We start from the raw sequence: 20,358 nt of genomic DNA on the forward strand, positions 1-20,358 counted from the left end.
GGCGTGTTATTTTTTGTCGAAATATATTTAAATAGTTACAAAATTATGATAAAATTAATTTTTACACAGACTAAAGAATATATTTCATTAAATATAGTAAGAATTAAGATAAGGAGGAATGCTAAATGAGAACAAATGTAACAATAAAAGATGTAGCTAAGAAAGCAGGCGTTTCTATATCTACAGTATCAAGAGTAATAAATGATTCTAAGCCAGTTACAGATGAAGTAAAACAAAAGGTATTAGATGTTATAAAGGAAACTGGATATGTTCCAAATCCATTAGCGAGAAGTTTAGTAACTAAAAAAAGCCAATTAATAGGTGTTATAATTCCAGAGGTATCTGATTCTTTTGTAAGTGAATTAGTAAATGGAATTGAAGAAGTTGCGAAGATGTACAACTATGATATATTATTAGCTAATACATATTCAGATAAAGATCAAGAATTAAAGAGTATAAATTTATTAAGAGCTAAGCAAGTAGAGGGTATCGTTTTGATGTCTTGGAAAGTTGATGAAGAACACTTAAATTATATACAAAACTGTGGAATACCTGCAGTATATGTAAGTAAAACAGCTAGAAACTATGATGTTTATTCTGTAAGTATAAGTAATACAGATGCTACTTATGACATGACAAAGTATCTTATAGACAAAGGCCATAAAAAAATAGCATTTATAATGACTAGTGAAGATGATACTGTTTTAGAGACTGAAAGATATGTAGGTTTCGAAAAAGCTATGAAAGATGGTAATTTGGAAATAAATAAAGCATTAGTTAAAAATGCAGGAACTACATATGATTATGGATATGAAAAAATGAAAGAAATGCTAGATGAAGGAAATATACCAGAAGCTGTATTTGTTACAGGTGATGAAGCGGCTATAGGTGCTTTAAATGCTATATGTGATGCAGGATACAGAGTTCCAGAAGATATATCGGTAGCTGGATTTAATGATGCTAAAATAGCTGCTATATATAGACCTAAGTTAACTACAGTTCACCAACCATTATATGATATGGGAGCTGTAGCAATAAGAATGGTAATAAAGATGATCGATAAAGAAGTTTTAGAAAATAAAAAAGTAGAACTTCCATATAGAATAGTTGAAAGAGAAAGTGTTATACAGAGACCATAATAAAAAGGCATGTTATCTAAAAAGGTAACATGCCTTTTTATTATGCTTAAGAGTATATAATATATGAAAATTAAAAAATATATAAAAAAATAATATTATATATTTGAAACAAAGGATATGAATATGCTTTGTAGAAGCTATTTAAATACGTGGATTTTTTATTTAATATTAAATAAATTTTTATTTTTTATATAGGGGGAAAACAAATGAATAAAATAATTATAGATGGAAGAGATTTAACTATAGAAGATATAGTTAATGTATCTAGAAATGGGTATGAAATAGAGTTAAGTGAAGATATAATAAAAAAGGTTAAACTATCGAGAGATTTAGTAGATAAGTTTGTAGATGAACAAAAAGTTGTATATGGAATAACTACTGGATTTGGAAAGTTTTCAGATGTAGTAATATCCAAAGAAGAAACTCATTCATTGCAAAGAAACTTAATTATAAGCCATGCATGCGGAGTAGGAGACCCATTAGAAGAAGATATTGTAAGAGCTATAATGCTACTTAGGATAAATAATTTATCACAAGGATATTCAGGGGTAAGGGTAGAGACTTTAAATACATTAGTAAATATGGTAAACCATAATGTTCATCCAGTTATACCAGAGAAAGGGTCATTAGGTGCATCGGGAGATTTAGCACCACTATCACATATGGTTCTTACTATGATAGGTGAAGGGGAAGCATTTTATAATGGAAAAAAGATGTCATCAGTAGAGGCTATGAATCTTGCAGGAGTTGAGATTTTACCGGAGTTATCTTCAAAAGAAGGATTAGCACTTATAAATGGAACTCAGGTTATGACTGCAATTGGAGCACTTACTACCTATGATGCAATGAACTTATTAAAAACAGCAGATATAGCATTATCATTAACTATGGAGTCCTTAAATGGAATTACCTGTGCAATGGATGAGAGAGTACATTTAGTGAGAGCTCACCGAGGACAGATAAATACAGCAAGAAATGTATTAGAAATATTAAATGGAAGTGAAATGACAACAAAGCAAGGAGATTTAAGAGTACAAGACGCATATTCACTTAGATGTTCACCTCAAATACATGGAGCAAGTAAAGATGCTATAGAATATGTTAAAAATAAAATAAATATAGAAATCAATTCAGTAACAGACAATCCAATAATATTCCTAGAGCAAGAAGATGTAATATCAGGAGGAAACTTCCATGGACAACCTATGGCTCTTAGTTTCGATTTCTTGGGAATAGCATTATCAGAAATAGCCAATATATCAGAAAGAAGATTAGAAAGATTAGTTAATCCAGCTTTAAGTAATGGACTACCGGCATTTTTAACTAAAAATGGTGGAGTAAACTCAGGTTTTATGATAGTTCAATATAGTGCGGCATCCTTAGTTTCAGAAAATAAAGTATTATCACATCCAGCGAGTGTAGACTCAATACCATCATCAGCAAATCAAGAAGATCATGTATCTATGGGAACTATAGCAGCGAGGAAAGCAAAAGAAATAATGGAAAATACAAGAAATGTATTAGCTATGGAAATATTAGCGGCAGCACAAGCTATAGATTTAAGAGGAAAGAAAAAATTAGGATTAGGAACTGAAGCTGCATACAATGTTATAAGAAATCATACTAAATTTATAGAAGAAGATTTAGTTATGTATAAAGAAATAAATAAATGTGAGGAAATAATAAAGAAAAATTTAATTGTAGAAGCTGTGGAAAAAGTTTTAAATTTGGAAATTTTAATAAATGAAGAAATTGCTGTAAGTGAAATATAGGAAATATAAGGGGGATATAGGCTATGATTACTTTAGAAAAAACTATGAATGTTACAAATGAAGATATAAAAGATGCGATGACTATAAAATTAGATTATATACCAAATAAGATTCCTAACTTTATAGAAGGAATAAGACGAGCACCTAAAAGAGAAGCCAAATTATCTCAATCTGATATAAAACTAGCATTAAATAATGCATTAAGATATATACCGGAAGAATACCATGAACAATTAGCGCCAGAATTTTTAACTGAACTTATGAATACTGGAAGAATATATGGTTATAGATTTAGACCACAAGGAAATATAAAAGCTAAGCCGATAGATGAATATAGTGCTAAATGTACAGAGGCTAAAGCATTTCAGGTAATGATAGATAATAATTTAGATTTTGACATAGCACTTTATCCATATGAGCTTGTTACATATGGGGAGACCGGACAAGTACTTCAAAATTGGATGCAATATTTATTGATAAAAAAATATTTACAAGTAATGAATCAAGATCAAACTCTAGTTATACAATCAGGTCATCCTGTGGGTCTATTTAAGTCAAAGCCAGATGCACCTAGAGTTATAATAACTAATGGATTAATGATAGGATTATTTGACAATCAAGAAGATTGGAAACGAGCGGCAGCTATAGGAGTATCCAACTATGGACAAATGACAGCTGGAGGATGGATGTACATAGGACCACAAGGGATAGTTCATGGTACTTATTCAACGTTATTGAATGCAGGTAGGTTAATACTGGGATTACCAGAAGAAGCAGATTTATCTGGAAAACTATTTATAACTTCAGGACTTGGAGGAATGAGTGGAGCACAAGGTAAGGCAGTAGAAATAGCTGGTGGAGTAGGAATCATAGCTGAGGTTGATTATTCGAGAATAGAAACTAGGTATACTCAAGGATGGGTAAGCAAAGTTGCTAAAAGTTGTGAAGAAGCATTTGAATTAGCAAATGAATTTATGGATAAAAAAGAGGCATGTGCAATAGCTTATCATGGTAATATAGTGGATTTACTTCAATATGCTGCCAAAAATAATATACATATAGACTTATTATCAGATCAAACCTCTTGTCATGCTGTATATGATGGAGGATATTGCCCTCAAGGAATAAGTTTTGAGGAAAGAACAGAGCTTTTAGCTAAAAATAAAGACAAATTTGTACAGTTGGTAGATCAAACTTTAAAAAATCACTTTAAAGTAATTAAAGAGTTAACTAGTAAAGGAAGCTACTTCTTTGATTATGGAAATAGCTTTATGAAAGCTATATATGATGCAGGATGCAAAGAAATATCTAAAAATGGAATAGATGAAAAAGATGGATTTATATTCCCTTCATATGTAGAGGATATATTAGGACCTCAATTATTTGACTACGGATACGGACCTTTTAGATGGGTTTGTTTGAGTGGGAAAAGAGAGGATTTAATAAAAACTGATAAAGCTGCTATGGATTGTATTGATCCAAATAGAAGATATCAAGATAGAGACAACTGGATATGGATAAGGGATGCAGAAAAAAATGGTTTAGTGGTAGGATCACAGGCGAGAATACTTTACCAAGATGCTATGGGAAGAACTAATATAGCTCTTAAATTTAATGAGATGGTAAGAACAGGAGAGATAGGTCCTGTAATGTTAGGAAGAGATCATCATGATGTATCAGGAACGGATTCTCCATTTAGAGAAACATCTAATATAAAAGATGGAAGTAATATAATGGCTGATATGGCTACACATTGTTTTGCAGGAAATGCAGCTAGAGGAATGAGCTTAATAGCACTTCACAATGGAGGAGGAGTTGGTATAGGTAAATCTATTAATGGAGGGTTTGGAATGGTGCTTGATGGCTCTCATAGAGTAGATGAGATACTAAGAACTGCTATGCCTTGGGATGTTATGGGTGGAGTTGCTAGACGTGCATGGTCTAGAAATGAAAATTCTATAACTACAGTTATGGAATATAACAAGCTATGCAAAGGACAAGATCATATAACTTTACCGTATATAGTTGATGAAGATTTAATAAATAAAGTTATGGAAGTTAATAAATAAATTATTAAATATGTAGTTTATAGGGGGAATATTAATATGGCTATAGTACAATGTGTACCAAATTTTAGTGAAGGTAGAGATTTAGAGAAAATAGAGAAAATAGTTTCACCGCTTAGAGGAAAAGAAGGCGTTAAACTTTTAAATTATGAAGCAGATAAAGATTACAATAGAGTTGTAGTTACAGTTATAGGAGAACCTAAAGCAGTTAAAAAAGCAGTTTTAGAAGCTATAGGGGTAGCTAGAGATGTTATAGATATGAATACTCACAAAGGGCAACATTCTAGATTTGGAGCTACTGATGTTTGTCCATTTATACCTATAAAAGGAATGTCTATGGATGAAGCTGTAGAACTAGCAAAAGAATTAGGTGATGAAGTAGCTAAATTATATGATATACCAGTATTTTTGTATGAGAGTGCTGCATCAAATCCAGAAAGAGAGAATTTGGCAAAGGTAAGAAAGGGTGAGTATGAAGGACTAGATCAAAAGTTTGAAGATTCGAATTGGGCACCAGATTTTGGACAAGCTAAAAAGCATAAAACAGCAGGGGCAATAGCTATAGGGGCTAGAAAACCATTAATAGCTTACAATATAAACTTAGATACTCCTAATATAGAAATTGCTACGAATATAGCAAAAACTATAAGACAGTCTAGTGGAGGCTATAGATTTATAAAGGCAGGTCCAGTAGAAATACCAGAAAGAGGAATAACTCAAGTTACTATGAACTTAACTGATTATACAAAGACTGCTATGTATAGAGCGTATGAAGCTGTAAAAATGGAAGCGAGAAGATATGGTGTAAATATTACAGGAAGTGAGATAGTAGGTCTTTGTCCTATGGAAGCTTTAGTTGATTGCGCATCTTATTACTTAGGGCTTGAAAATTTCTCTTTAGATAAAGTTCTAGAGACTAGTTTAATGGAGTAGAAACTATGAATGTTAATTTAATTATAAAAAATATAGGTAAACTAGCTACTATGAAAGGCGATTCGCCTTTCATAGGTGAGGCTATGAATAATATAGAAATAATAGAAAATGCATATGTAGCAATAAAAGATGGTAAATTTTACGATATAGGAGTTGGAGATGGATATAATCATTTAGTAAATGAAGAAACACAAATACATGATGCGAATGGCAGATTAGTTACACCTGGGCTTATTGATTCCCATACTCACTTAGTACATGGTGGTAGTAGAGAAAATGAATTTGCTAAAAAGCTAGATGGAGTTCCATACTTAGATATATTAAAAAGCGGTGGAGGAATTTTAAGTACAGTAACATCAACAAAAAATGCTAGTTTTGAAGATTTATATAATAAAGCTAATAAAAGCTTAGACAGAATGTTAGAATTTGGAGTGACTACTGTAGAGGCTAAAAGTGGGTATGGTTTAGAGTTAGAAACAGAGATAAAACAGTTAGAAGTAGCTAAAGAGTTAAATAAAAATCACTACATAGATATAGTGAATACTTTTTTAGGAGCTCATGCTGTTCCTATGAAGTATAAAGAAAATTCTGATGAATTTGTAGATATAATAATAAATGATATGATGCCAAAAATTAAAGAATTAGATTTAGCTGAATTTTGTGATGTATTTTGTGAAGATGCAGTATTCAATATTAATCAAACTAGAAAGATATTTTTAAAAGCTAAAGAGTTAGGTTATAAATTAAAAATACATGCAGATGAAATTGTATCATTAGGTGGAGCTGAACTTTCAGCAGAAGTTGGATGTATATCAGCTGATCATTTAATGGCAGCTAGTGAAGATGGAATTAAAGAAATGGCTCAAAGTGGGGTAATAGCTAATATACTTCCTGGAACATCTTTTAATTTGAATAAAGCATATGCAAATAGTAGAAAAATGATAGATTCAGGAGTAGCTGTTTCGTTATCTAGTGATTATAATCCAGGGAGTTGCCCAAGTGAAAATTTGCAATTTGTAATGCAATTAGGATGTCTAGGACTTAAAATGACACCTAGTGAAGTATTGAGTGCAGTTACTATAAATGCCGCATATTCAATAGATAGACAAGAGAGTATTGGATCTATAGAAATCGGTAAGAAAGCTGACTTAGTAATATTTGATGCACCAAATATAGAATATTTAATGTATCACTTTGGAATAAATCACACATCGGATGTTTATAAATGTGGAAAGTTAGTTGTTTCTAATAAACAAATTTTAAGAGATCAAGATTGCGAATATGTATTAAATTAATTTATATAAACATATTTTTATATGGAATTATATGTACTTAATTTAAAAGTTTATATAATTAATAAATATACATTTACAAAGGGGGAGAATATATGAAATTAGTTGAAATGACAGTAGAGGATTTCTCTAAAGAGGTAGACTCAAATTCACCTGCTCCAGGTGGGGGGTCCGTCGCGGCATTAGCTTCAAATATTGGTGTGAGTTTGGCGAGAATGATGGCGAATTTAAGCTTTGGAAAGAAAAAATATGAAAATTTAGATGAAACAATAAGGATAGAATTTACAGAAAAATTTAATAAATTAGGTGATATAAGAGAAGAACTAATGTTGTTAGTAGATAAGGATACTGAATCATTTGAAGAATATATGAAAGCTTTAAAAATGCCTAAAGAAACAGAAGAAGAAAAGGAATCAAGAAAAGTAGCTATAAAATGTGCAACTGGATTTTCTATAGAAGTTCCATTTAAAACAGCTACAGTATCTTTAGAAGCCTTAGAGCTAATAAGTTATATATCTAGATATGGTAATCAAAATGCTATAACAGATATTGGAGTGGGAACATTACTGATGTATAGTGGAATTGAAGGTGCTATATTAAATGTTAAAGTTAATCTATTAGGATTAGAAGATGAAGTAATGGTAAATGAATATTTTATGAAGTGTAATCAATTATTAGATAGAGCAAGATTTTTAAAGGAAAGTATTATTCAAGAAATACATAATAAGCTTGAACCTGTAAAGGCATAAAAAATGTAACCTATTTATAGGTTACATTTTTTATTATAAAATTAATTAAGCTTCATTTTTCTTAACCTTTTTTATTATTTTTTTCATTTTTTTATTAGGTTTATTTGACTCATCGACATGTTCTGATTTAGGAGACTTAGAAGTTTTTTGATGTTCTGATTTATTTGATTTTTTATTAGAAGACTCTTTTTTTGTTTGATCAGATTTAGATTTTTTAGATTTTTTATTGCTGATTTTTTCTTGAGCTTCAGAATTAGATATTTTATTCATTATGCTATCAACTTTTTTTCTCTGATTTTCATCTAAGAAAGCCTTGAATTTTTCAACAACTTCTTCTTTTCCTTGAAGTGTCTTTCCTATCTTAACAAGCTCATCCATAAGTTCATCTTCAGATTTATCTTTATAACCATTTGCTATTTCTTCAATTTTGTTTTTATCTATGTTTTTATCCTGTGCAAATTTTTCCATAGCTTCTTTATCTATTTTTTTCATAAAAACACCTCTTTCAATAATATATATTTAATTAAATTCATATTATTTATATATAGCAAGTAGAAGTTAAATTATGATTAATAATATGAAAAATAAAAAATACTTATAAATAATATATATGCAAACTTATAAAAAAAGTAACAACAATAGTAAATAAAACATAGTTTATATATTAGGAGTAGTATATAGTAAGGGGTGACTAATGGTGAACAATTTACTATTTATATTAGGGATGATCGCGCTTAGCAATGGTAATATATCTTTGTTAGATAATAATAAAAGTAAATATAGTGATATAGATATGAATACAGAAGATGGTTATATGAGGTCTAAAGGATTAAATAAAAATAATAAAATAAAATTGAAAAATAAGTTGAGACCTAAAAAATCAGATGAAAATGATAATATAGAAGATGAAAAAAACATAGTAGACATTGAAGAAACTATAGAAGATATATCTAGTTTTAGTATTAATGATTTGGATAAAGGCATGAAAATGTTAGAATTAAGTGATGATGATTTAGATAGAGGATTAGAAATCATAACGAGAACTAAAAAATATATGGATAGAGATGAAAAAAAAGTTCTTGTAAAAATGGAAAGTGTATTAGATTTAGTTAGAGGAATAAAAAAACTTAGCAATGTAGATATGATAGATGATGAAGATGAATCAGATTTTTTTAGAAGTATGGAAGAAGCTGATAAGAAAAATATGATGATAAAAGAAATATTAGAAGTTTTTCCAGAAAGTAAAAAAGAGTCAGTAGAAAAAGCTATGGATATGAAAAAGAAAATAGAGCTTTTTGCAGAATTATTTTTGCCAGATGATATAGGAGAGGAAAGTGGAACTGGATTTAGCTTAAGCTCACTAGCTAGTATAAATAATTTGGGGAGTTTAAGTAATTTAAAACTTTTAGGTGGACTTTTAAGAACTGATAATAAAAGTAATAAAAGTGTAAAAAATAATAAAAATTGTTACACTGATATAAAAGAAGATATATATGATGATTTTGAAGAAGAATACTTCGAAAATGAAGAGTATTATGAGATTGAAGATGAGTCAGATGAGTATATTGATGATGATTATGTGAGAATAAACAAGTAAAAAGTTGAAAAAGAGAAAAAAAATGATTAATTTGCTAAATAAAAATCCTTTCAAAATTTGAAAATTTATTATATAATAAAAATATGAAATCCTGAGGCATGCGACAGTGCTTATTTAAATTCAACCGACAAAGTTTGAATGGGAGTATGAGTCTAGTGGTGTATAACATGCCCCTTCATAATTATGGGGGAAGTTAAAAACTGCTAGTAGTACACCCACCTGGGAGATTCTCGGGTCTGAATTTAGAGGGCCATCGGTGTTTTGGGAATAAAAAAAGTATTGTGTTTTCACAATACTTTTTTTATTATACAAAATTACCTAATATACCAAATGGATTTTTGCTTATAAATAAGCAACTAGAAGTATAATCTAAGTCATTACAGTAGTTTGATCTTAGATATCCTCTAATAAACTTATCATTAATACTATTACAATCTTCTATACTATCACTCCAAGTCTCACCTAAATCTTTAGAAGAGCGAGTATAAAGTATATTTTCATTAACATAAGATATAAATATATCAGAATTATACTTTACTATAGATGGAAATAAATATATAGATGGCGTATTTATAGTTGTATTTATCATTTCTTCAAAATTATTATTATTTAAATATCCATTTAAATATCTTATGAAATATTTACCATCACTTTTATCGCAAAACGCAAGATGATAAAAATTTAGCTTATCTTTTAAAATTGATAAGTAAATTTTATTTGTATAAGAATTTGTAATTTGTAAGGGTTTATTCCAACTTAGACTATTTAAGCAAAAAGATGAAGTATATATTTGTGGGAAATCTTTACTTTCTTTAAAGTAAAATATATTTGCAATACTATTGTTAAAACAAACTACAAAGTTATCGAGTAGAGGGAGATTTATAAAATCTATTTTATTTTCAATCCACTTATAACCATCGTTGTAATGATGAAATAGTATAGTAGTAGGATGATTTCTACTGGTTAAGTAGTAAATAATATGTATTTGATCGTTTACATATTTAATGTATGGAAAATTTATAGCGAAGTTTTTATTGTCATAGCTAATTTTATGAATAAGTGAAAATTTATTGTTATTATTGTTAAATTTTAAAATATTTATTGAACTGTCTACAAATATTCCATAGGCTACATCGTTAGCATCTATATCAAAATGATAATTAGAAAAATCTATTGGAAAAAGAGTAAGATTTTCAGAAAAAGTGCAAGAATCGCTATTTTTAAAATAACTATAAGTTAATTTATCTTCAGATTTGACAAGTATCATATCTTTATTAGTTTTTCTTAATATGTAGGTGCATTCATTAAAAAACCCCATAAGAACCTCCTTAAAATAATTGCTTAATAAATGTATATTAATCGAAGAAAAATTTATTCTATCAAGAATTAATTAATATAAGAGTAATTAAGTAACAATTAATAAAATACATGCATATTATTAATTAGGCATAATCAAGAGCCTGTATTTTAAGAAGACAATCAAAGGGGAGGACAAAACTGAATGAAGGATTTAATGAGAGCTAAGAAAGTTGTTAGCAAAAGAGTAATAAAGCCTACTCAAAATATAGAAAATAGTAGTAGCTATATAGACACTAATGAAATAGAAGATGATTTAAACAGAGGATGTAAACCAAATGGATGTAACAAGCCACAATGCAACCCATATATACAATGTGAGTGTGAATGTGAGTGTAAATGCGATTGTAATGAACATCAACACAATTGCGGAGGTAACACAGGTTGCTGTAACTGCAAAGAAGATGATTGTACAGAAAATTGCTTCCCAAACCCTTGTCAAGAAGAATGTAGTCATCCTTTAACTCCACCTAAGTTTTCAATATCACAAGCAATGCTATATCCTATAGAAACAAATAGAATATACGATACTATAATGTTTAGAGTATTTACAGATGGTAAAAAATTAAACGGCGATGATTTAAACTTTAAATATGAATTAGGAAACTTATGTGGTCCATTACCAAGAACTACTCAAACTAATGTAACAATAGAAAAAGTATGTATAAACTATTCAACTATAAAAATAAATCCAGGAACGACATCATTAGAGCAATTAAAGGTTGAAAAAGTTGATAATAAGCCAGAGAAATGTAAATCAGTTTTTGAATACAATGTTTGTGGTCAATTAAATAGATGTTGCAATGAAAAGTGTTTGGGTCAAAATGTAGCATATAAACAAAAAGGATTAAGTGTAATTGTTTATGACTTAGAAATAGAATTAACAGGACGATTTGGATGTTCTGAATTCACAGCTATAGCTACACCATGTAGTAAGTGTGATTCAAAATGTGATGATTCAAATTGTGTAGTATTCTACTTCAATACTTTATCTAGCGACTTAGTAGTACCAGCAGACGGAAGAGGATTTACGTTGAGACAAGATTTCCAAACACAGTTAACAGTTGACTGTATAGGTAAAGGGATAATAACTCAAGAAATAGTAAATAACAAGCCTTGCTATGAATTAGAAATACCTAATGGAATAGACCTTGTACTTTGCTTACAAAGTGTAGTTAGTGCATTAATAGAAGAACAAATCGTAGTTCTAGGTGATCCAACAAGAATAAAACCTAGATTAGTAGATACATTTGGTAGTGTTTGTGATTTTTCACAATTTACAGGCAAATGTGATGACAACGATCATAAGTGCAAGTAGTAAATTATATACACTTATATGAATAACGATAAAAAGAGCATTGATAAAATCAATGCTCTTTTTATCGTTATTCATATTTTATGCTATCGTAATAATTAAACAAAAGATTATTAATTTTCGTATTTGAGAATTTTAACCAAGATTTGCTTAAGTTATCAAAGATTACAGATTGAATGTTAACTTCACCTGTTGGAGTGTTATTGTAAGAACATATAATTTCATTATTAGAAATTTTAACTTTATAAATTGAATTATTAGATTTATAAACATCATTGATTATATTATATGATAAATCATAAGTTTTTAAATTATAATGTAGATGATGTATATTATAAGTATTATGATTTAAGTGTTTAGCAAAAAATACATTCAATGAATTATTTAAAATATACAAAGATAGATTTTTATTTTTTTTTACAGCACCGTTTAATTTTAATTTTGATATACTTAATAAATTATTATCTTCATATATACAATAATTAAAAAAACCTTTCAAATCTATAAAGCATATATGAATAACATTGATATTGTCTATGGTAGCTGAGTAAGTATATATATTGCTAGACAATTTTTTCATATCTCCAGAATCATTTTTAATATATAAACAATTATTTTTATTAAAAAAGCAAAAACAAGAATTATATGTAGAATTTAAAATAATCATATTTATAACCACCTTATTTTAATGATTTTAAATATTTAAGTAACACATATATATTACTTAAAGAAGCTAAAAAAGGAATAACTGTTAAGATTATTATATAACCGCCTAAGCCTATATTAGGGATAGGTAATATAAAGTAAAGGCAGATAGTCTGAACAATCATATAAGAGATACCTATGAGACTAGACAGATACTCTTTACCTATAGAATGTAAAATTCCTGAAAGTATGTGATTTAAGCTTAAGAAAAGTGGAACTAAACACATATATTTCAGATAAATACCTGCAAGTTCATTATTAAATACAGTAATACATAATTTTTGTCCGAAAAAATAAAATAAAAAGGAACAAAAAATTCCCATGGCTAGCGTAAGTACAATAGAGAAGCATATTTTACTTTTAATAGCAGATATATTTTTTCTAGATACATCTAAAGATATATTTGGAATTATATTTACTACAAGAGCAGAAACTAGCATAAATGGAAGATAAATAAATGGAAATACCATTCCAGATATTGTACCGTAAATGCCTAAAGCATTAGAATAGGTAATTCCAGAAAGTGTTAATCTAGATGGAATTATCATCGAACTAACTGAGTTAAGTATAATATTAGACATACGATTACAAGTTATAGGTAAAGACATTTTAACGGTATTATAAGATGCTGATACAAATTCTTTTATATTTATAGTGTATTTATTATCTATATAAGGTTTTTTCGCTAAGTTGAAAGTTAAAAAAACTAAACTAATACATTCACCTATGGATATACCTATTATAGCGGATAAGCAAATTAAGTTAGGATCTCTAAAATTTTTAACTATTAAATAAACAAATAAAATTTTAGAAATTTGTTCTAATATTTGAGATATAGCAGGTGTATTAACTTTCTTAATGCCATAATAGTAGCCTCTAACTACGTTTGATAAAGTTATAGCTATTATAGCAGGGCATATGGCTAATATAAATATAGACATGTCATTGCTATGTAAAACTGTAGAGGATAAATAATTAGAATTAACACCTATAAATATTGAAATTAAAGCTGCTATAAAAAAGGATATATATATTGCGGAGATAAAGAGTGTATTGGTGCTATGTTTATCATTAAATGCTTTTTTTCTAGCAACTAAGCAACTAAGCGCAGTAGGAATTCCTGTTGTAGTAACTGCTATACAAATCATTAAAATATTAAACACAAGATGATAAATACCTAAGTGAATTTCAGATAAATTATTTGATAAAAAAATCTTATATAAAAATCCGATTATTCTAACTATAAAATTAGATATAAAAAGTATCAATGTTGAATATACAAGATTAGGAATTTTCAATTACAGCACCTCCTATCTTAAGTTATATTCAAATTAAGTTCTAAAAATGAAAAAATAACTTCTATAAATTTATAGAAGTTATTTTTTCATTTTTAAATTAAATTTTCGATACTTATAAAACTTGGATTCATTGAATCGAATTTAGTTATATATTTAAAACCAAGTTCATTTAACTTATTGTAAATATAGTTAAAATTATATGCAACTTGAGATGGAATATGAGAATCTGAACCAGTTGTTATGATTTCGCCGCCTAGTTCTTTATACATTTTAAGTATTTTAGTAGATGGAGTTAAATCTTTAAGTCCGTATCTAAAGCAAGATGCATTTATTTCAATACCTTTTCCATTATAAATGGTTTCTTTTAATATAGCTTCTAAAATATCATAAAAAAGCTTATCATCAAGTTCTGATTTAAAGTCTCCGTAGCGTTTTATTAAGTCTAAGTGTCCTAAAACAGAATAATCATTGTAGTTTTTAACTATGCTATATAATGTTTCATAGTACTTTTCATAAGCTTGGAATTGACTTTTATCATTGAAAAAAGTTCCATTATATAAATCAACTTTATCAATTGCATGCATAGAACAAATAACAAAATCAAAAGGGTAACTATTTATATCATCAGAGCACTTTTTTAGTATATGAGGCTGAACACCCATTTCAATGCCTTTTTTTATAATTATATCACCATTATATTTGCTTTTAAGCATATTGATTTTTTCAAAATAAGCATTATAATCAGTTTCAAATTCAACATCGCTTATTATGTCGTAGTCTACATGATCTGTAAAACATATTTCTTTTAAATTTAAATCTATAGACCTTTTTATCATGTCCTCCATGTCTGTTTTACTATCTCCAGAGAAATTTGAATGCATATGATAGTCGTAATACATAATTACTATCCCCTTTTTTTATAAATTTTGGTATTATATATACATAATAATATCAAATATATTTACGTGCATCAATAAAGGTATGTACTAACAATATCGTTTTAAGTGGGGATAAAATGGATAATTATAAATTTAAGATAAGTCAAGACAGTCCTAAATATTTACAAATTTATAATCATATAAAACGTATGATTATAGAAGCGGATATAAAAGAAAATAAAAAACTTCCACCAATAAGAACAATAGCGAAAGAATTAGAAGTTAACAATACTACTATTGTAAAAGCATATGAGTTATTAGAAAAAGAAGGTTATGTATATAAAAATATAGGTAGTGGAACCTTTGTATCTGATTCGAAGCGAAATGTTAATAAGGACAGAAAAATTTCTATGGATGGGGTTATAAGGTTTGATAATGGAAATCCAGCTATAGATATGTTTCCTATTGATGATTTTAAAGAATCTATAAATATGGCTTTAGAACAAGAAGGACACTCAATATTTGAATATGACGATGGATTAGGATTTATAAAATTAAGAGAAATGCTAGTGAATTATTTAGAAAATCTAAATATAAAAACTGAAAAAGATAATATACAAATAATTTCTGGAGCTCAACAAGGTATAGACATCGTGTGTAAAGGAATAATCAATTATTCAGATTTAGTTTTCGTTGAAGAGCCTACATATAGTGGAGCCTTAGAGGTATTTAAAAATAGAGGTGCTAAAATAATAAGTGTACCGATGTTAGAAGATGGAATAGATATAGGCATACTAAGGTTAAAGCTTGAAAAGTTAAGACCTAAAATATTTTACACAATGCCTAATTATCAAAATCCAACAGGAATAACTTACTCATCGTATAAAAAGAAAAAGCTTATAGAATTAGCTGAAGAATATGATTTTTATATACTAGAGGATGATTTTATGAGTGATTTGAAATTTGATTCATATGAGCACTATCCACTTAGGAGTTATGATGATAAAGGTAGAGTGATTTATATTAAAAGTTTTTCTAAAATACTTATGCCAGGTCTTAGAATAGGACTAGTTGAGATGCCTTGTGAAATTTTAAAAAAAATTTTATGGGCTAAATATTCTTCAGATATTTCAACATCAGGAATTATTCAAAGGTCAATGTATCATTATATGAAAAATTTTGATTGGAATGATTATATAAAAAAAATAGAATTCGCATATACTGAAAAATTTAAATTAGCATCAAAGTGTATAGATGAAAAACTATGTAATAAATTAAAATTAAAACTACCATCAGGAGGTATAAATTTCTTTTTAGAGTTGCCTAGAGGTTATTCATCTAAGGAGTTTAGTTCTTTTATGTTAAAAAAAGGAGTATCTGTTTTATCAGGCAGTCATTTTTTTGATACCGCAATAGATGATAGATTTTTTAGAATAAATATAGCACAACCTAGTTTATATGAAATAGAAAAGGGAATAAATATAATATACGAAAGTTTAGATGAATTTTTAAGAGATTATAAAAATATAGAAGAATTTAAAGAAAATAAATTATTTTTTTAGGAGTGATTATAAAATGAACAATGAATTTGATAAAGATAAACTAAACAGAATAAATGAGTTAGCAAAAAAACACAAAGGTGAAGGTCTAAATGAAGAAGAACACAAAGAAAGAGAAAATTTAAGAAAAGAATACCTAGAGCATTTTAGAGGTCATTTTAGATCAAGACTTGAGAATATAAAAGTTGTTTCACCAGAAGAATATGAAGAAGCAATGAAAAACAAAAAGAACTAGAAAATTTACTAATCTATTTATATAATTGTGCTATAATTATCACAAGGGAATTTTTACAAGAAAGGGTGTATTTAATATGAGTTTAAGACATGAATTTAAAAATGCGTGGAATCAAATTAATGAAAACAAAGAGCTAGACACAGTTATGAATTATGCAAATGAGTATATGAAGTTTTTAGATGCAGGAAAAACTGAAAGAACTTCAGCTAGAGAAATAATAAGACAAGCTAAAGAAAATGGATACATATCAGTAGAAGAAGCTATGTCAAAAGGAAGTATAGCTGCAGGGGACAAAATATATGCAGGTAATAAAGATAAAGGTGTAGCATTATTTGTAATAGGACAAGAAGAATTACAAAATGGAATGAGAATAGTTGGAGGTCATATAGATGCTCCTAGAATAGATTTAAAACCAAATCCATTATATGAAGATGGAAATATGGCTCTTTTAAAGACTCATTACTATGGTGGAATTAAAAAATATCAATGGACAGCATTACCACTTGCAATACATGGAGTTGTTATATTAAAAGATGGAACAAAAGTTGATATATGCATAGGTGAAGATGACAATGATCCAGTATTTTGTATAACAGATTTGCTAATACATTTAGCAGCTGATCAAATGCAAAAGAAATTAGGCGAAGGTGTAACTGGTGAAGGATTGAATCTTTTAATAGGACATATGCCTCTAGAAGGTGAAGAAAAGGACGCAGTTTCAGCTAATGTATTAAGATTATTAAATGAAAAATACAACATGACTGAAAAAGATTTTTTAACTGCTGAGATAGAAATTATACCAGCTGGAAAAGCTAGACATTTAGGATTTGATAAAGCTATGGTTATGGCTTATGGACATGATGACAGAGTATGTTCTTATGCTGCAGTAAAATCTATATTTGATATTGAAAATCCAAAATATACAGCTGTTGCATTATGTGTAGATAAAGAAGAAGTAGGATCTCAAGGTAATACAGGAATGCATTCAAAATTCTTTGAAAATACAGTAGCTGAACTTATAAATTTAGAAGGAAACTACTGTGAACTTAAAGTTAGAAGAGCGATGGCTAATTCAAAGGTATTATCAGCTGATGTTTCAGCTGGATTTGATCCAACATACCCAGATGTTTTAGATAAGAGAAATTCATGTTTTATGGGACATGGAGTTGCATTAACTAAATACACAGGTGTAAGAGGAAAAGGTGGATGCAATGATGCTAATGCAGAGTTTGCAGCAGAAGTAAGAAGAATATTTGATAAAGCTAATGTTGTTTGGCAAATATCAGAACTTGGTAAAGTAGACCAAGGTGGCGGTGGAACAATCGCTTATATATTAGCTGAATATGGTGCAGAAGTAATAGACTGTGGAGTGGGAGTATTAAATATGCATGCTCCATACGAAATAGTATCTAAAGCAGATATATATGAAATGTATAAAGGATATAAGGCTTTTTATACATTAGAAGCATAAAAAAAAAGATAAGTGAGAAATCACTTATCTTTTTTTTGTATATTTATATTAAAATAATCACATATTCCATCTAAAAACTTATATTCTAAAGGGGTAAAAGCTTTCTTTTTTGAATATATAAAATAAAATTTTCGGTCAAAGTCTATATTTTTAATTTTATAAAATCTTACTTTGTGTAAGTTTACATAGTCTATAACAGAATTATAAGATACAAAAGATACACCTAGACCTAATTTAACCATTTCTTTTATAGATTCATTAGATTCTACATAAGCTATAGTATCTAAATTATTAACTGGAATTTTGTGAGACTTAAGTTTGTTAATTACAATACTTTGAGTTCCAGAACCGTCTTTTCTCATTATAAATTTTAAATTGTTAAGCTTTTCTATATCAATATAATTATTTTCATTTTCTATAATTAAATCAATTGGAGTTATTAAAACAAGTTCATCATCAATTAAGTCTACATATTCAATTTGTTTGTTATTAACCTTAGAACCCACAAAACCAAAACTAATACGTTCGTTTAAAATTTCTGATATAGCATCTTGAGAATCGTAACGGCTTATACTAAATTGTACATTAGGATAAGCACCATAGAAGTTTTTTAAAAAATCAGGAAGTATATATGTTTCGGGGATAGAACTGCAGGCTATATCTATCACACCTTCTATCTTACCACTATATTCCTTTATATCATAAACTGCTTTTTTACAATTATTTAATATATAAATAGCATGTTCATATAAAATTTCACCAGCTTTCGTAAGAGTTATTACTTTATTATTTCTATTTACTAATACTGTATCAAGATTTTTTTCAAGATTTTGAATATGGGCACTAACTGTAGGTTGTGTAAGAAATAGTTCTTTGGCAGCCTTAGAAAAACTATTATATTTTGCAACTGCTACAAAAACTTCAAGTTGTTTTAAATCCATAAAAAAATGTCCTCCCCCTAAATTTATCATTATTTATTATATCATACTAATTCATAGTTATAAAAAATATAAAGCCAACTTAATTTCAAATAAGAAGTTTTACAAAAATATTACAATATGATAATATGTGTTATTTAAAGATGCAAAATAATATATAATTAAGTATAAGTAAATTTAGGAGGATTAGTGTATGAAGAATTTTAAGATAATTAGCATTGTGCTAATTTCCATACTAATATTCTCAGGATGCAGTATGAACAACAAAAAAGATAAAGAGATAGATAAAGCAACTCAACAAAAAAATATAACAAAAGTTCAAAATGATATAAGTGAGATAATGGGAAAAGATTACGAATATGTGATAAATAACATGGGGAAACCATACTTGACAACATATTATATAAATACTGAGGATTATAAAAATTACAAAGGTTTAGATTCACAACAACTTTTAAGTGAATTAAACTTAGAGCTGGTTTATCCAAAGGAAGGTTATGAAAGTAGTGCTCTATATATAGATATAGAAAAAAATAAAGTAGTTGATGTTGAAAGTAATGAATTTGTAGGAACATCATCTGGATTTGAAGATGTTCCAGAATCTTTAAAATCAGCTGATATTGTAGTAGATTTATATAATAATCAAGGGTATATAAATACAGAAAACATAAAAGAGAATGAACTAAAAGACTATAAAGGCAAAAATATTGAAAATCTTATTCAAAACACTGCTTTAGATATTCCAAATGCAGTAGCTTATAATAAAGATAAATCTAAAATTATAAATTATTATATTTTAGATAACACTAAAGAAAATTTAAAATATATCATTTCAATAACTGAGCAAAATAGAAAAATTACTGATATAGCACAAGTTTCAGAAGCATCATTAGTAAATTCATTAGTAAATCTATCAAATTAAAAAATACTCTCTATATTTATAGAGAGTATTTTTTAGTTTATTTGTATTAGTATATATAAATTAAATATTGTAAATAATACTTAAAGGTGAGTAGAGCTTAAAATACATATGCTAATAAAGGTAAATTAGGAGG

General features: G+C 27.9%; 18 protein-coding genes and 1 other RNA gene. 13 read left to right on the plus strand and 6 right to left on the minus strand.

Annotated elements, in window-relative coordinates:
• Window positions 1-125: 125 nt before the first annotated feature.
• From ACRCYC_RS07325 to ACRCYC_RS07350, 6 genes are all read left to right on the plus strand, one after another.
• Window positions 126-1,139, plus strand: coding sequence for a LacI family DNA-binding transcriptional regulator (locus ACRCYC_RS07325; protein ID WP_438618480.1), 1,014 nt, complete (start codon window positions 126-128; stop codon window positions 1,137-1,139).
• A 206-nt stretch (window positions 1,140-1,345) separates the two neighbouring features.
• Window positions 1,346-2,911 (plus strand): histidine ammonia-lyase, encoded by a 1,566-nt coding sequence (gene hutH, locus ACRCYC_RS07330; RefSeq protein ID WP_438618481.1) that lies wholly within the window; start codon window positions 1,346-1,348, stop codon window positions 2,909-2,911.
• Window positions 2,912-2,934: 23 nt separating this feature from the next.
• Window positions 2,935-4,980, plus strand: coding sequence for a urocanate hydratase (locus ACRCYC_RS07335; protein WP_438618483.1), 2,046 nt, complete (start codon window positions 2,935-2,937; stop codon window positions 4,978-4,980).
• A gap of 36 nt (window positions 4,981-5,016) precedes the next feature.
• A complete protein-coding gene (gene ftcD, locus ACRCYC_RS07340; protein ID WP_438618484.1) occupies window positions 5,017-5,910 on the plus strand; it encodes a glutamate formimidoyltransferase in 894 nt (297 codons plus the stop codon).
• Window positions 5,911-5,915: 5 nt separating this feature from the next.
• Complete coding sequence (gene hutI / locus ACRCYC_RS07345) at window positions 5,916-7,205, plus strand: imidazolonepropionase (protein WP_438618485.1); 1,290 nt, start codon at window positions 5,916-5,918, stop codon at window positions 7,203-7,205.
• Between the two features lie 92 nt (window positions 7,206-7,297).
• Window positions 7,298-7,951, plus strand: coding sequence for a cyclodeaminase/cyclohydrolase family protein (locus ACRCYC_RS07350; protein ID WP_438618486.1), 654 nt, complete (start codon window positions 7,298-7,300; stop codon window positions 7,949-7,951).
• A 45-nt stretch (window positions 7,952-7,996) separates the two neighbouring features.
• Here ACRCYC_RS07350 and ACRCYC_RS07355 read toward each other — a convergent pair whose 3' ends face one another.
• Entirely contained in the window at window positions 7,997-8,443 is a 447-nt protein-coding gene (locus ACRCYC_RS07355) for a hypothetical protein (protein WP_438618487.1), read from the minus strand.
• Window positions 8,444-8,645: 202 nt separating this feature from the next.
• On the opposite strand from ACRCYC_RS07355, the gene ACRCYC_RS07360 reads away from it, so the two are divergent.
• Together ACRCYC_RS07360 and ssrS are read left to right on the plus strand one after the other, a co-directional pair.
• Window positions 8,646-9,548, plus strand: coding sequence for a hypothetical protein (locus ACRCYC_RS07360; protein WP_438618488.1), 903 nt, complete (start codon window positions 8,646-8,648; stop codon window positions 9,546-9,548).
• Between the two features lie 85 nt (window positions 9,549-9,633).
• Window positions 9,634-9,820: non-coding RNA, 6S RNA (ssrS, locus tag ACRCYC_RS07365), on the plus strand.
• Between the two features lie 32 nt (window positions 9,821-9,852).
• On the opposite strand, the gene ACRCYC_RS07370 is transcribed toward ssrS, so the two are convergent.
• The gene (locus ACRCYC_RS07370; protein WP_438618489.1) at window positions 9,853-10,866 is read right to left on the minus strand and encodes a hypothetical protein; all 1,014 of its coding nucleotides are present in this window, start codon (window positions 10,864-10,866) and stop codon (window positions 9,853-9,855) included.
• Window positions 10,867-11,049: 183 nt separating this feature from the next.
• On the opposite strand from ACRCYC_RS07370, the gene ACRCYC_RS07375 reads away from it, so the two are divergent.
• Window positions 11,050-12,222: an exosporium morphogenetic protein CdeC gene (locus ACRCYC_RS07375; RefSeq protein ID WP_438618490.1), complete on the plus strand. Its 1,173-nt coding sequence runs from the start codon at window positions 11,050-11,052 to the stop codon at window positions 12,220-12,222.
• Between the two features lie 67 nt (window positions 12,223-12,289).
• On the opposite strand, the gene ACRCYC_RS07380 is transcribed toward ACRCYC_RS07375, so the two are convergent.
• The 3 genes from ACRCYC_RS07380 to ACRCYC_RS07390 all read right to left on the minus strand — a co-directional run bounded on the left by ACRCYC_RS07380 (window position 12,290) and on the right by ACRCYC_RS07390 (window position 15,121).
• Window positions 12,290-12,886 (minus strand): hypothetical protein, encoded by a 597-nt coding sequence (locus tag ACRCYC_RS07380; protein ID WP_438618491.1) that lies wholly within the window; start codon window positions 12,884-12,886, stop codon window positions 12,290-12,292.
• A 13-nt stretch (window positions 12,887-12,899) separates the two neighbouring features.
• Complete coding sequence (locus ACRCYC_RS07385) at window positions 12,900-14,222, minus strand: oligosaccharide flippase family protein (protein ID WP_438618492.1); 1,323 nt, start codon at window positions 14,220-14,222, stop codon at window positions 12,900-12,902.
• 92 nt (window positions 14,223-14,314) lie between these two features.
• Window positions 14,315-15,121: a histidinol-phosphatase HisJ family protein gene (locus tag ACRCYC_RS07390; protein ID WP_438618493.1), complete on the minus strand. Its 807-nt coding sequence runs from the start codon at window positions 15,119-15,121 to the stop codon at window positions 14,315-14,317.
• A 116-nt stretch (window positions 15,122-15,237) separates the two neighbouring features.
• Between ACRCYC_RS07390 and ACRCYC_RS07395 the strand changes: the two genes are divergently transcribed.
• The 3 genes from ACRCYC_RS07395 (at window position 15,238) to ACRCYC_RS07405 (ending at window position 18,365) form a co-directional block, all read left to right on the plus strand.
• On the plus strand, window positions 15,238-16,662 hold the full coding sequence (locus tag ACRCYC_RS07395) for a PLP-dependent aminotransferase family protein (protein WP_438618494.1): 1,425 nt from the start codon (window positions 15,238-15,240) through the stop codon (window positions 16,660-16,662).
• A gap of 13 nt (window positions 16,663-16,675) precedes the next feature.
• The gene (locus ACRCYC_RS07400; RefSeq protein WP_438618496.1) at window positions 16,676-16,894 is read left to right on the plus strand and encodes a DUF896 domain-containing protein; all 219 of its coding nucleotides are present in this window, start codon (window positions 16,676-16,678) and stop codon (window positions 16,892-16,894) included.
• A 76-nt stretch (window positions 16,895-16,970) separates the two neighbouring features.
• Window positions 16,971-18,365 (plus strand): aminopeptidase, encoded by a 1,395-nt coding sequence (locus ACRCYC_RS07405; protein WP_438618497.1) that lies wholly within the window; start codon window positions 16,971-16,973, stop codon window positions 18,363-18,365.
• A 20-nt stretch (window positions 18,366-18,385) separates the two neighbouring features.
• Here the strand turns inward: ACRCYC_RS07405 and ACRCYC_RS07410 are convergent, their stop codons facing one another.
• Window positions 18,386-19,306: a selenium metabolism-associated LysR family transcriptional regulator gene (locus tag ACRCYC_RS07410; protein WP_438618498.1), complete on the minus strand. Its 921-nt coding sequence runs from the start codon at window positions 19,304-19,306 to the stop codon at window positions 18,386-18,388.
• Between the two features lie 190 nt (window positions 19,307-19,496).
• Between ACRCYC_RS07410 and ACRCYC_RS07415 the strand changes: the two genes are divergently transcribed.
• A complete protein-coding gene (locus ACRCYC_RS07415) occupies window positions 19,497-20,225 on the plus strand; it encodes a hypothetical protein (RefSeq protein ID WP_438618499.1) in 729 nt (242 codons plus the stop codon).
• Window positions 20,226-20,358 lie beyond the last annotated feature (133 nt).

Source organism: Paraclostridium sp. (assembly GCF_051657365.1).
GTDB lineage: Bacteria > Bacillota > Clostridia > Peptostreptococcales > Peptostreptococcaceae > Paraclostridium.